11 protein-coding genes are annotated in these 12,834 nt (G+C 55.5%); 8 read left to right on the top strand and 3 right to left on the bottom strand.

The genetic code is table 11. The annotated features are described in order from the left end of the window. Window positions 1-12 precede the first annotated feature (12 nt). Complete coding sequence (locus CPA50_RS18235; RefSeq protein ID WP_264754023.1) at window positions 13-2,313, bottom strand: LPS-assembly protein LptD; 2,301 nt, start codon at window positions 2,311-2,313, stop codon at window positions 13-15. Window positions 2,314-2,669: 356 nt separating this feature from the next. On the opposite strand from CPA50_RS18235, the gene CPA50_RS18230 reads away from it, so the two are divergent. From CPA50_RS18230 to CPA50_RS18220, 3 genes are read left to right on the top strand one after another with little or no spacing between them, the layout of a single operon-like run. Then, entirely contained in the window at window positions 2,670-3,716 is a 1,047-nt protein-coding gene (locus tag CPA50_RS18230) for an aminoglycoside phosphotransferase family protein (RefSeq protein WP_096783970.1), read from the top strand. After that, window positions 3,713-4,420, top strand: a complete 708-nt coding sequence (murU, locus tag CPA50_RS18225; RefSeq protein WP_096783969.1) for an N-acetylmuramate alpha-1-phosphate uridylyltransferase MurU — start codon at window positions 3,713-3,715, stop codon at window positions 4,418-4,420. The genes CPA50_RS18230 and murU overlap by 4 nt, the downstream gene beginning before the upstream one ends. 3 nt (window positions 4,421-4,423) lie before the next feature. After that, window positions 4,424-5,179 carry a DnaJ domain-containing protein gene (locus CPA50_RS18220; RefSeq protein WP_096783968.1) on the top strand — a complete coding sequence of 252 codons (756 nt, stop codon included), beginning with the start codon at window positions 4,424-4,426 and terminating at the stop codon, window positions 5,177-5,179. A gap of 26 nt (window positions 5,180-5,205) precedes the next feature. Here the strand turns inward: CPA50_RS18220 and CPA50_RS18215 are convergent, their stop codons facing one another. Both CPA50_RS18215 and CPA50_RS18210 read right to left on the bottom strand, forming a co-directional pair. Beyond that, window positions 5,206-6,174, bottom strand: a complete 969-nt coding sequence (locus tag CPA50_RS18215) for a hypothetical protein (RefSeq protein ID WP_096783967.1) — start codon at window positions 6,172-6,174, stop codon at window positions 5,206-5,208. 5 nt (window positions 6,175-6,179) lie between these two features. Then, on the bottom strand, window positions 6,180-7,775 hold the full coding sequence (locus CPA50_RS18210) for a WG repeat-containing protein (RefSeq protein ID WP_096783966.1): 1,596 nt from the start codon (window positions 7,773-7,775) through the stop codon (window positions 6,180-6,182). A 282-nt stretch (window positions 7,776-8,057) separates the two neighbouring features. On the opposite strand from CPA50_RS18210, the gene rpe reads away from it, so the two are divergent. From rpe to trpD, 5 genes are all read left to right on the top strand, one after another. Then, window positions 8,058-8,747 (top strand): ribulose-phosphate 3-epimerase, encoded by a 690-nt coding sequence (gene rpe, locus CPA50_RS18205; protein ID WP_096783965.1) that lies wholly within the window; start codon window positions 8,058-8,060, stop codon window positions 8,745-8,747. Beyond that, window positions 8,744-9,433: a phosphoglycolate phosphatase gene (locus CPA50_RS18200; RefSeq protein WP_096783964.1), complete on the top strand. Its 690-nt coding sequence runs from the start codon at window positions 8,744-8,746 to the stop codon at window positions 9,431-9,433. Before rpe ends, CPA50_RS18200 begins: the two co-directional genes overlap by 4 nt. A gap of 245 nt (window positions 9,434-9,678) precedes the next feature. Next, window positions 9,679-11,187 carry an anthranilate synthase component I gene (trpE, locus tag CPA50_RS18195; RefSeq protein WP_096783963.1) on the top strand — a complete coding sequence of 503 codons (1,509 nt, stop codon included), beginning with the start codon at window positions 9,679-9,681 and terminating at the stop codon, window positions 11,185-11,187. Between the two features lie 15 nt (window positions 11,188-11,202). Further along, window positions 11,203-11,784 (top strand): anthranilate synthase component II, encoded by a 582-nt coding sequence (locus tag CPA50_RS18190; protein ID WP_096783962.1) that lies wholly within the window; start codon window positions 11,203-11,205, stop codon window positions 11,782-11,784. Window positions 11,785-11,797: 13 nt separating this feature from the next. After that, window positions 11,798-12,826 carry an anthranilate phosphoribosyltransferase gene (gene trpD, locus CPA50_RS18185; RefSeq protein ID WP_096783961.1) on the top strand — a complete coding sequence of 343 codons (1,029 nt, stop codon included), beginning with the start codon at window positions 11,798-11,800 and terminating at the stop codon, window positions 12,824-12,826. The last annotated feature ends 8 nt before the right edge of the window (window positions 12,827-12,834 follow it).

Here is a 12,834-nt window from a genome sequence, read left to right as displayed (position 1 = left end):
ACACCGTTGCCGTCAGGGGGTTCCGAAACGACGCTGTTCGCGCTCATCAAAACCGTAAATGGCCTCGGAGATCGAGGCTGCGGAGCCGCCACTACCACCGAGACCTTTCAGCTGAATCTGGAACAATAACCGGCTGTCCAGCTCCTCATCGCTGGTCAGATAGTTCTGATGAACCACCTGAATACTCCAGCAGCAGTTGTTGTATTCAATTCCGGCAAGAGAGCCTACCGTGCGATCCAGATCAGAATCGTATACCCAGCGGCCGATCAGACTAACACGGTCTGTAGCTGGAATAACCGCCGCAATATCCGACTGTTCCAGCTCGTCCTTGCTGTAAGTATGACCAACACTTGCCAGGTACCGGTAATCCTTCGAGTGGAAGATCAGCTGACTCCGGCCTTCTTCAGTATCCCCCGTGTCCGGATCCCAGAGCCCGGAAGACCGGATCTGCAGATTCTCCAGGGGGTTCAGCACCACCTCCCCGGCGAGAGCCGAACGACTGCCATTACCACCACCGTCCCCGAACAGTGTCACCTCACGATCGTCGAAATACTGGACCTGGCCAACACTGAAGCGGGCACGCTCAGCGCCAGTAACCAGGTCATTGAAACGACTGGTCAGCGCCACAGTCAGCTGGTTGGCATCGCCTACCCGGTCACCCCCGACAAACCGGTCTGGCTGGAACAGCTGTTCAAAATAGAAAGACTGCAGAGCTGTATCGAACGCTGGAATGTAGTCCTGATCAGACTCTGCATCGGCCCAGGCGTAATAAAGCCGGGGCTCGAACGTTTGATTATAAGGCACGTCAAACAGGCTCGACTGACGGTCAAAATACAAACCATTATCCCATTCGAATACCGGAACCGTGCGATCAAACCCACTGTCCCCGGCCGTGTAGTCGTCCAGTTCGTAGCGTGTATAGTCCAGACTGACCGATGGACGACTGAAGCCCCAGAGCGCACGCATGGGCAGAGCCAGCTCAGGGCGGGCCCGGAAGCGCTGACCATTGGCTTTGTCGAGTCCTGTCAGCGAGTCGTTGTCACGGTAGAACCAGGAATATTCGCTTTCCAGCCCGGCCTCCAGCCAGCCAGCCCGGGTTGATCCGGTATAAACCACCTCGGGCAACTGGGCATAGGGCCGGTCTTCCTGAGCGATATCATCACTGACTGTCTGATAGTCATTGAGATATATATCCAGGAATTGATTAGCCCCCTGATACTTTACACCACCTTTACGCTGTAAATGGGTTGCCTGATTGATTTCCAGGCTCCGGTTCAGATCGCTGAGGTAATCGTTGTCACTGACAACTGAAAAGTCACCATAGCCATTCCAGCCACCACCAAACTCGGCTCGGGTAGATGCATCCAGCGCCCAACGCTGCCCGGATTCACCCGGATTATCGTCTGCATAGGCGGAGTCATGATCCAGATAGCCCAGCTGCAGAGTCGACTGGCCCAGACTGCTCAGATAACGGCCTTCAACTTCATTAAAAAGGCCGCGGCCATGAATATACTGTGGCGTAATGGTGGCGTCGTAATGTGGCGCCAGGTTCAGATAATAGGGTACGGCCAGAAACGCCCCGCTGCCCGCACTGGAAGATCCGAACTGCGGATACAGGAGGCCACTCTTGCGACGGTCATCAATGGGAAAGCTGGCATAAGGCCAGTAAAAAACCGGAACATCCAGAACCTCCAGACGAACATGCTTTGCGGTTCCAAAGCCTTCCGTCTGGTCCAGTTCAATATCAGAAGCCACAATAGCCCAGTCGTTCTGTTGCGGGCCGCAGGTGGTGAGCATACCGTCACGAATTTCTACCCGGGAGTCATCCACCCGTGAGAGGCTCCCTGCCCGACCGCGCATTTCCGGCCCATGCAGCAGAAATGTCGCAGTATTTATATCAAAACGCCCTGAATCCACACTGTATTCGGCGCGCTCTCCCGTCAGCAAAAAGCCTTCACCACGGCTAACCAGAGGGCCCTGAATCGATACCTGACCGGTGTTCTGACTGTAGCGGGCCTCAGAGCCAGTCACCTGAAAACTGCCCTGACTTAACCGGACATCGCCCTCAAGGTACAGCTCCTGGTCCATTTCGTAGCGGGCATTCAGACCGCTGGCCTGCAAAGGAGTCGCCTCCCCGGTTTCACCGGCAAACACCGCCAAACCTTCCTCGCCGGCACCTGATGGCAGATAACCACCGTCACAAAATACCGGCAACGAATTCCTGACTGAGTCCGGCAACTGGCTTTTGGGGCGCCAATCCAGTTCGGCGGCTGATAAAGCGTCTTCGCCGTATACAAGGCCGGCACCCGCCATCAGGGAAAATCCGGCAAGCAGGCACACAGCCCGGCGCTGCAGCGTGCCTCTCTGCGCCTGCAGATGGCTGTCGGACATTGGCACGGTAGCGAGATTCCTGTTCCGGGTGCATGAAGGATTGTGGATAGGGTAACTAAGTACGAATACCCTGATATAAGCGGCCTAGTTTACACGTGCCCCCAAGGCTTGTTAACGGAAACGGAGCCTGATGCACGAAACTCCGCTGCAAAACCCTCTTACCCTCTTTATACTCCGTGCTGAAGAGCCTGTGAAAAATTCCGGATGTGAATTCAGGCCAAGGCGCACAAACGTTTACTTTCAATGCACTCTTTAGCTTCAGGATGACCGCCCAAGTTATGGATAACCGCCTGCAAATGCTGATTAGCTGGGTCAGACAATTTCCCGGCTTTGAGACCACCAATGTCCAGCCAGTTTCCGGTGACGCCAGCTTCCGGCGCTACTTCCGTGCCTGCAAAACAGATGATGACGGGAACAATATTACGGTCATCGCTATGGATTCACCTCCGGAACAGGAGGACTGCAGGCCTTTTGTCAGCATAGGCAGCCACTGGCACCATGCAGGCATTGCCGTTCCGCAAATTTTCGAAGCCGACCTTGTCCGTGGCTTTTTATTACTGGAAGATTTCGGGGATCAGCTGATGCTGGGACAGCTCACCCCTGACACTGCAAATATCCTCTACCAGAGCGCGCTGGACGAACTTGTTCTTATCCAGCAATTACCCCCGCCCCCTGATTCCCCTCTGCCGGCCTATAACACAGCCTTGCTGAACCGTGAAATGGCCCTGTTCCGGGACTGGCTTCTGGAAGGCTACCTGGGACTGAAGCTGGACAACACCGAAAAATCCATGCTCGACACCACCTTTTCACTACTACGGGAGAGCGCTCTGGCCCAGCCTGAAGTTACCGTGCACAGGGATTACCACTCACGGAACCTGCTGGTGCGGGAACAAACCAGCCGCCCCGGCGTCATCGACTTTCAGGATGCTGTAACCGGGCCGATTACCTACGATGCGGTCTCGCTGCTCAAGGATTGCTACATTCAATGGCCAGAAGAGCGGGTTTGCGAATGGCTGGAAGTGTTCCGCGAAAAAACTCTGGCAGCCCGCCTGCACGGTGCCGACAGCGAAACTTTCCGCCAGTGGTTTGAGCTGATGGGAATGCAGCGCCACCTCAAGGCTGCGGGAATTTTTGCAAGACTGGCCATGCGCGATGGCAAATCAGGGTATCTGAAAGATATTCCTCGCACAGTGGGCTATCTGCTTACCGCGAGCAAACGACAACCTGCGCTGCGACACTTTCATGCCTGGCTGGCCAACGAAGTCGTTCCCAGGATGGAAGATATGATCGGCCCTCTTCCGGATCAGGAGCAAAAGGCAAAGTGAAAGCGATGATTCTTGCCGCAGGCAAAGGTGAGCGCATGCGGCCATTGACCCTTACCACTCCGAAGCCTCTGCTGGGCGCCGGCGGGAAACCGCTGATCGAATACCACCTGGAGCGCCTCCACCGTGCCGGTTTCCGGGACATCATTATCAATCATGCCTGGCTTGGGGAACAGATCGAATACACTCTGGGCGATGGCCAGCGCTTTGGTCTCTCCCTGCATTATTCACGTGAGGGCGAACCGCTTGAGACTGCTGGCGGCATTGTCCGCGCCCTGCCAATGCTCGCTCCCGCTGATCAGAATTGGTTTATTGTTATTAATGGTGACATATGGGCCGATTTTGACCTGGCCCGGCTGCGGCCGCCGGCACCCGGTGAAGAACACAAGCTCGATGCCATTCTGGTGATGACAGATAATCCCCCACACCACCGCAAAGGTGATTTCTGCCTGAATGATGATGGCATGCTCTCTCAGGAGCGTCTGGAGAAACAAGGCGAGAAACTGACGTTTACCGGCATAAGCCTTCTGAACCGCCGGTTGTTTGAGGGACTGACTGACCAGGCAGGAAAGCTCGGGCCGGTTCTGCGGACCGCCATAGACAATGGCCGTGTAGCCGGACTGCACCATCAGGGTATATGGATTGATGTGGGAACACCGGAACGGTTGCGGGCGCTGGACCAGCAACTGGCGGCTCAGGAGCCTTAGACAATGTCGACTGATTCCCCGCAAACCGCCCTGCCACCGCGAATGGAGGCGGCATTCTCAAGCCTTCTGCAAAGGCTATCGACCGCCAATCATCAGGCACAGACATTGATTGGCCAGACCGGCCTGCCAAGCTGGTGCCGGCATCCGCTGTTTTTCTTTCTTGGCTATATCGCCAAAGCAGATGGGCGCGTATCTGAGCAGGACATACGTTTTGCGGAAAACCTTATTGAAGCGCTAGCGCTATCAAAACGCCAGAGACACAAAGCAATCCGCAGCTTCCAGAAAGGGAAAGCATCAGAAACACTTCCTGCATTCAGCGGACTCACACTGAGACTCAGCCACCGCATCCGGCCCGCTCCGGCCCTGAAGGTAGCTATCTGCCTGTGCCATGCCGCACAGCTCAGAGGCAGACCACTCAAACCCCTCCGCCACCGCTGTGAAGATACCATCGACCAGATTGGCCTGCCTGTCACCATCAGCGAAGACATATTCGACAGCTACGCCATTTGCATGTGGGGTGACCTGAAGGATACGGCTTCAAAGCCAGTGACCCTGGAGCAGGCATACACCCTGCTTGGGGTCACGCGCCGGGACCCTGTGGCGACGATCAAACGCGCATACCGGAAAAAAGTTTCCGAATGCCACCCGGACAAGCTGGCACAGCAGCAGCTCAGCCACGCCGAGCGGGCGCTCGCCAAGGAGCGGCTGCTTCGCTACCAGCAAGCGTGGGACATCATAAAGCGTCGCCACAGACCCTAGCTGATCACACTGAAGGCGGCCTCGGTTCAGGGGGAAGCGTCTACCAGCGCCTGAGCCTGCCTGCTGTAGACAGCTTTTTTCGTCTTCGCCAGGTATTGCTTCGCTTTCTCGCTTGCCAATTCGGCGTTGCCCACCTCAGATGCCGTAGCGGCATAGTGGTACCAGAAGGATTCTGGTTTATCAAAATCCATCGCCTCAAGCTTGGCAAACGCTCTCATAGCTCTTGTATGCTCTTGAGCTTGCATTGCCGTCAGTAGCTCGTAGAAATATTTATGCCGGTTTTCCTGCGGGGTATTCCAAGCATCAGAGGCAAGTTGCATGCTGGCGAGCTGTTCGGCGCTCAGCGTGTAAGTTGACTCGTAACGGGTGTCGTCGTGAAACGTTTTAAAGTCGACGCGCAGCGTTTCCGGCAGCGCCGGCCATTGCTGCAGACGGGATTTAAGATTGAAACGGTATTTATAGATCCGGTTGCCAGGCACAACATCCTGATAATCTTCGCCCGAACTCAAAGTCCCAGCCAGATCCACCTGATAATGACTGGTCTCAGGAACGCCACCGTGCAATTTAGTCTCTACCACGCCATTTGGACGCTCATTTTCCCTGATGGTGTCTCTGCGCTCCCATCGTGTTGTGTGCCCCAAACAATGCAGATCGCCCATAGCACAGGCCAACCAGCCTATAACAGGGATCGCTAAAGTCGCCCATTCAGGCGGGAAATAATACTGCTCATAATAATAGTACAGGTCATAGTCATACTCCTGTACCTGATAGTATGTATACACATCAAACTTCAGCTCGTCGCCGTCAAGCCAGGTTTTAACATGGACCTTTTCAACATTCGCTTCTTTTGCCTCGCTATCGTCCTGCCAGTACTGGCCCACCCGTTGAAACTCGGTCTTGGTATAAAGCTGCGTACTGCACGCCTGCAGCAGCAGTAACGCCAACGCCAAACCGACGAGTTTCAAGCTGCGGGCCGTAAAAATAGGGTTCGTCATATTCTTTACCCTTGTAGGCAGATTTTGCGACGCGAGTAGGCTTCTCGTTCCAGCCCGCCAATGCTATTCCCGTCGGCATCATGTCGCTGATAATAGATCTCAACGTCCACTCGAGCGGGATGACAGCCCATATCCTCTTCAGTGTAGGACTCCACCGTCAGATACTGACCCGGCTTGTCCTCATCCCTCTTGACGCCGCCTCGAAGAATAACGCGCCCCTGCTCATCGATCAGCAGTTTGCCGGCATCAGGGTTATAAACAATCGCTCTCTGAAACGAGTCAAAGCTCTCTGCTTCCTGATAACTAAAATCGATAATCAGCTCCCCCCGCGCATTCATATAGCCGTGTAAGCCGTCGCGGCTCACCAGCACCAGGCCGGCCTTCGAGAAATCATTCGATTCCAGCCGAACATCGCCCAGGTTGCGTTGCACTTTACCTTGCGGGTTGATCGACAGGAGCTGTCCATTTTTTCTCACCAGCGCGGAACCGCGATCAAAAGGCGTTACCGATGAATACTGCGCCTCTATAGCCACCCGGTCGCCCTGTCGAAAGCCATAGCGCTCGCGGTCATCGTAAAAGGGGCGCAGGTTGCTCCAGCTTTCCAGGCAGCCACGCATGTCCTGCACAAGCGACGCCAGCTGATCCGCCTGCCTGTCCCCGTCCTGATAGCAGGCATCCGCATCCTGTAGGTGCTGTAACTGCTGCCGGTATCTCCTTTCAGCTTGAGCGGCCTGCGTCTGGATCGCAGCCAAGGCATCTTTTGAGGTGGCAATCGCCTCGGTTTGCAAACTGACGCTCTTGGCGTTGCGCAGCTGGGCGTCGAACGCGGCATCACTGAACAGCTGATCAATGGCTTCTGGCGCAACGGGCTTAGCCGTTTCCCGACGTTTATTTAACTGCTTTTCCTCTGCGACAAGCTGCAATTCCTGCAAATGGCGGCGCAGCGGCCAGAGGTTGAGACTCGCTTTCTCCAGAGCCACGGCACGCACCCAGCTACCGGTGAGATGCTTTCCATCGAGCACCACTCGCTGATAAAGATCCTTGGCATCATCACCGGAAAGATAGCCAGGGCTTTCCGGCGCGGCATTCAACGCAAACTGTGATTGCAGCGGCGCGTTGTAGGTATTCTGGATATCGTCGCGAATCAGCCGTGACCAATCGGGGCTTCCTGCCACGGTGTAACTCCAGCGCGTATCGCCGGTGGCACCCAAATGACCGGGATCACAGGCAATGGCATTAAAGCCCGACCGCTGGTCGATCTGGAAAATCATCCGTAATGAAAAGAGTCGTACTTGTGAAACCAGCTCGGCAGGGAAGTTGTTGGGGCTGTATGTATTGCCGTCGATGTTGGCCGATAGCATTTGCCACTTGGCGCGGCACGTGATCAGTGGTTCGCCAAACAGGCTGTCTGCAACAACCTGGCTGTGTATCTTCACCCGAAGGTAATCCTGGCTGTCGCGGTCATAGACGTTAACGACAATCGGATTAGTTGCTGCGTGCACCACGGCCGATAGCAAAAACCCTAAACAGACTGAAAAAACCTTCAACATATCAATAGCCTTCTTGCTATACATCAGATATTCGTCGGCTTCTTTCTCCAAGGCTGATATCAGAGAAGATGCTGCTGCCAGTTAAAAAATATTAACCATATAGGTGTAAAAAGCAAATAACGCTTCAATATCCCCCTGGCGTCTGCCGCCAGAATTTACCGCGACAGCAGCTTTGACTCCAGGCACAGAACCTGACTCTTTATTCGCGGTGAATAAGCCAAAAACCGTTGCAAGCTGCTAAACTAGCCTACCGTCTGGCAGTAAACGCTGAGCCTGTCATAATCAAACGATGAACCGTGAAAAATAATTGAACGCCGTTGCAAGAGAGCCTTCATGAACCCTTACCTGATTGCCCCATCTATTCTGTCTGCCGATTTTGCCCGTCTGGGTGAAGAAGTGGACAACGTGCTGAGTGCAGGCGCAGACGTAGTGCATTTCGACGTTATGGACAACCACTACGTGCCCAACCTGACTATCGGGCCGATGGTTTGCGAAGCACTGCGCAAGCATGGAGTTACCGCTCCCATAGACGTACACCTGATGGTATCGCCGGTAGACGACCTGATCCGCATGTTTATTGATGCCGGTGCCAGTTACATCACCTTCCATCCGGAGGCGTCCCAACATATCGACCGTTCCCTGCAACTGATTCGCGAGGGCGGCTGCAAAGCAGGTCTGGTGTTCAACCCGGCTACCCCCCTGCACCACATGGATCACGTGATGGACAAGCTCGATATGGTTCTGATGATGTCAGTAAATCCGGGTTTTGGTGGCCAGAAGTTCATTCCAGGCACACTGGACAAGCTGCGGGAAGCCCGAAAACGTATTGATGCCAGCAACTACAACATTCGCCTTGAAATTGATGGCGGCGTAAAAACCGATAACATCCGTGAAATCGCAGAAGCCGGAGCGGACACCTTTGTAGCTGGATCAGCTATTTTCAACACAGAAGATTACAAGGCCACTATCGATGCCATGCGCCAGGAACTGGAACAGGCTCGCACGGCACTGGGTGGTCAATGAGCCTGGCCGGCCTGTTTAACGACCGCTGGCCAGGGGTCGCCCTGTTTGATCTCGATGGCACCCTGGTAGACAGCGCTCCGGACCTGGCAGCGGCGGTTGATTGCACTCTGGAACAGCTTGGGCGTAAACCGGCAGGTATTGAGCAGGTACGGCAATGGGTGGGCCATGGCTCTCCCATTCTGATGCGGCGCGCACTGGCTGGGAAGGTCGACTGGGAACCGGCAAGCGCAGCAGACGACGCTCTGTTCAATGATGCGATGACATTATTTTTCAACAATTACCGACGATCGAACGGCCAGCACGCTGCGGTCTATCCCGGTGTTGAAATCTGCCTCGAAACACTGAGCGGGCGAGGCTGCCGTATGGCTGTCGTGACCAATAAACCAGAACAGTTTGTGGCCCCTCTGTTGAAGCAACTGGGGCTGGAACACTATTTCGCACTGGTGGTCGGTGGCGATACGCTGAGCACAAAAAAACCCGACCCGGCCCAACTGCTCTACGCCATGGATACCCTTCAGGGCAGCAGAGGAACCACTGTAATGATCGGTGATTCGGCAGCAGACGTCAGTGCCGCCCGGTCCGCCGGCATTCCCTGCGTTGCTGTTACCTATGGCTACAACTTTGGTCGTTCAGTACAGACACTGGGTGCAGACGCCGTGGTTGATTCCCTGAGCGAGCTTTTGTAACCTCTCAGGTCTTGGACATTCATTTTTTTCAATTCGGGAGATTCCTGCCGTGCAGGGACTGAAACTGACTGCAACGCGTGGCATCCTGACAACCCGCGCAACACGATGGTGGCGATGGCGTACCGGCTGAAAACACTCAGCCCGGCGGATAGCGAGCGGTTGCCCGTTTGACGCCTCCACCCGACAGGCCGGCAGTATAGCCACAGGCCTGCTCGAACGCAGATCAGATTTCAGGAAACCCGACCATGACCTCCGAACAATTCCGCAAGCTCGCACAGGCTGGCTTTAATCGTATCCCCGTGTACCGTGAAGTACTTGCGGACATGGACACCCCCTTAAGCACCTATCTCAAGCTCGCCAGCGGCCCATACTCCTACCTGTTTGAATCTGTACAGGGTGGTGAAAAATGGGGCCGTTATTCCATCATAGGACTGCCGAGTCAGGAAGTCCTGAAGGTCTATGACCACCACATAGAGATTCGCCGGCACAGTGAACTCATGGGGCGCGAGGGCGAGCTGCTTGAGAGTGCAGAAGTGGACGACCCACTGGACTTTGTTGCCCGCTATCAGGAACGCTTCAACGCCCCTGACCTGGAGGAACTCCCGCGCTTCAACGGTGGTCTGGTGGGCTACTTCGGCTATGACACCGTGCGCTATATCGAGAAGCGCCTCGCAGCCAGCTGCCCCCCTGATCGCATTGGCACACCCGACATACTATTGATGGTATCCAGCGAACTGGTGGTATTCGACAATCTGCGCGGCAAACTGCACCTGATCGTGCATGTAGATCCAGCCGACGAAGGTGGTTATGAACGAGCCCAGTCAAGGCTCGACGAGTTAGAGCAGAAGCTTCACCGGCAAACCGCCAGCACCCCGGAAACACCTGCGCACCTGCGTGGTAAAACTGTGGATGAAAGCGAGTTTGTTTCCGGCTTCAGCCAGGAAAAGTTCGAGGCCACGGTCAACAAAATCAAAGACTACGTGCTGGACGGCGACGTAATGCAGACCGTCATATCGCAGCGCATGTCGATCCCGTTTGAAGCGCCCCCCCTGAACCTGTACCGGTCTCTCAGGGTACTTAACCCTTCGCCATACATGTACTTCCTGGACCTGGACGATTTCCACATTGTAGGTTCGTCGCCGGAAATCCTCGCGCGCATGGAAGATCGCGAAGTGACCGTTCGCCCCATCGCCGGCACCCGTAAACGCGGCGCCACCGATGCTGAAGACAGGGCACTGGAAGCCGAACTGCTGGCCGACCCGAAAGAGATCGCTGAGCACCTGATGCTGATTGATCTTGGCCGCAACGACGCTGGTCGTGTGTCGGAAACCGGAACCGTGAGACTGACGGAAAAAATGGTTGTAGAGCGTTACTCCCACGTGATGCACATAGTGTCCAACGTGACCGGCCGGGTAAAAGACGGCACCAGCTGTCTCGACGTGCTCAAGGCCACCCTGCCGGCAGGCACTCTGAGTGGCGCCCCCAAGACCCGTGCCATGGAAATCATTGACGAACTGGAGCCGGTAAAACGTGGTGTCTATGGCGGCGCTGTCGGCTACCTGTCGTTCAATGGCAATATGGATACAGCCATTGCTATCCGCACCGCTGTAATCAAGGACAAGACTTTGCACATACAAGCCGGTGCCGGCATCGTCGCCGATTCGGTCCCTCGCCTTGAATGGGAAGAAACCATGAACAAGGGGCGCGCAATTTTCCGCGCCGTGGCCATGACCTACAACGACTTTGACCACTAAGGCGAGGGAAACATCATGCTATTAATGATCGACAACTACGACTCCTTCACCTACAACGTGGTGCAATATCTCGCGGAGCTGGGCGCTGATGTGCGGGTACACCGCAATGATGAAATCACAGTGGAAGAAATCGAAGCCCTGAACCCCGAAAGACTGGTGATCTCCCCTGGCCCCTGCACACCGAATGAGGCCGGGGTATCCATGGAAGCCATCCGTCATTTTGCCGGCAGGATACCCATACTCGGCATTTGCCTGGGTCATCAGGCCATAGGCCAGGTGTTTGGCGGTAGCATCATCCGCGCAGGGCGCGTCATGCACGGGAAAGTCTCTCAGGTTTTTCACAACGACACAGGGGTATTCCGTGGCCTCAACAACCCATTGCAAGCCACCCGCTATCACAGTCTGGCAATCGAACAGGCCAGCCTGCCGGAATGCCTGGAAATGACAGCCTGGACCCGTAACAGCGACGGCAGCGTAGAAGAAATCATGGGCGTACGCCACAAGACCCTGGCCATAGAAGGGGTCCAGTTCCACCCGGAATCGATCATGAGCGAACAGGGTCACGAACTGCTGCGTAACTTTCTGCGAACCCAGTAAAAAGGCAAATCCAATGAACATGAAAGACGCACTGAACCGGGTGGCCGACAACCTCGACATGTCCCGGGACGAAATGAAGCAAGTGATGCGTATCGTGATGAGCGGCGAAGCCACGGACGCCCAGATTGGCGCCCTGCTTATGGGCCTGCGCACCAAAAGCGAAACCGTCGATGAAATCACCGGCGCTGTGGAAGTCATGCGCGAACTGGTAACCGGCGTGAATATCAAAGCAGAGCCTTTGGTAGACATCGTAGGCACTGGCGGCGATGGCTCCAACCTGTTCAACGTATCCTCAGCCTCGGCTTTTGTGGTTGCGGCGGCTGGTGGATTTGTAGCCAAACACGGGAACCGTGCCGTTTCTTCCAAAAGCGGCAGCGCCGACCTGATTGAGCAGGCCGGCATCAACCTCAACCTGACGCCGGAACAGGTTGCCCGCTGCGTAGAGCAGATTGGCGTCGGCTTCATGTTTGCCCCGGCTCATCACGGTGCAATGAAGCACGCCGTAGGCCCGCGCAAGGAAATGGGTTGCCGCACCCTGTTCAACATCCTCGGCCCCATGACCAACCCGGCCGGTGTCAAACGCCAGCTACTGGGCGTATTCAGCAAAGCCCTGTGCCGCCCTATGGCCGAAGTACTGCAGAAGCTCGGCTCTGAACACATCATGGTGGTAGCGTCCAAAGATGGTCTCGACGAAATCAGCCTGGCCAGCACCACTCATGTAGCTGAACTGAAAAACGGTGAGATCACCGAATACGACATAACCCCGGAAGACCTGGGCATTAAAAGCCAGAGCCTTGTGGGCCTGTCGGTAAATAACGCCGAAGACTCTCTCAACCTGATCAAAGCCGCCTTCGGGCGCGGTCACGATGACATGGCCGAAAAAGCCCGGGATCTGATCGCTCTCAACGCCGGCGCAGCTATCTACATCGCCGGCCTGGCACCAACTGTGAAATCGGGCGTGGAAATGGCGCTTGATGCCATGGGCTCTGGCCTGGCTGCTGGCAAACTGGCTGAACTGGCTGATTTCTCCCATTGTTTTTAAGCCCGGAA

Origin of the sequence: Marinobacter sp. ANT_B65, from assembly GCF_002407605.1 — a bacterium.
Taxonomy (GTDB): Bacteria; Pseudomonadota; Gammaproteobacteria; order Pseudomonadales; family Oleiphilaceae; genus Marinobacter.
The sequence above is the reverse complement of the archived record's forward strand: the minus strand, read 5'-3'. Positions and strand labels throughout refer to the sequence as shown.

Coding starts and splice junctions, on each gene's coding strand:
- trpE (WP_096783963.1), top strand. CDS start 9,679: ATGACCTCCGAACAATTCCGCAAGCTCGCACAGGCTGGCTTTAATCGT.
- rpe (WP_096783965.1), top strand. CDS start 8,058: ATGAACCCTTACCTGATTGCCCCATCTATTCTGTCTGCCGATTTTGCC.
- CPA50_RS18200 (WP_096783964.1), top strand. CDS start 8,744: ATGAGCCTGGCCGGCCTGTTTAACGACCGCTGGCCAGGGGTCGCCCTG.
- CPA50_RS18190 (WP_096783962.1), top strand. CDS start 11,203: ATGCTATTAATGATCGACAACTACGACTCCTTCACCTACAACGTGGTG.
- CPA50_RS18220 (WP_096783968.1), top strand. CDS start 4,424: ATGTCGACTGATTCCCCGCAAACCGCCCTGCCACCGCGAATGGAGGCG.
- CPA50_RS18215 (WP_096783967.1), bottom strand. CDS start 6,174: ATGACGAACCCTATTTTTACGGCCCGCAGCTTGAAACTCGTCGGTTTG.
- CPA50_RS18230 (WP_096783970.1), top strand. CDS start 2,670: ATGGATAACCGCCTGCAAATGCTGATTAGCTGGGTCAGACAATTTCCC.
- CPA50_RS18235 (WP_264754023.1), bottom strand. CDS start 2,313: ATGGCGGGTGCCGGCCTTGTATACGGCGAAGACGCTTTATCAGCCGCC.
- trpD (WP_096783961.1), top strand. CDS start 11,798: ATGAACATGAAAGACGCACTGAACCGGGTGGCCGACAACCTCGACATG.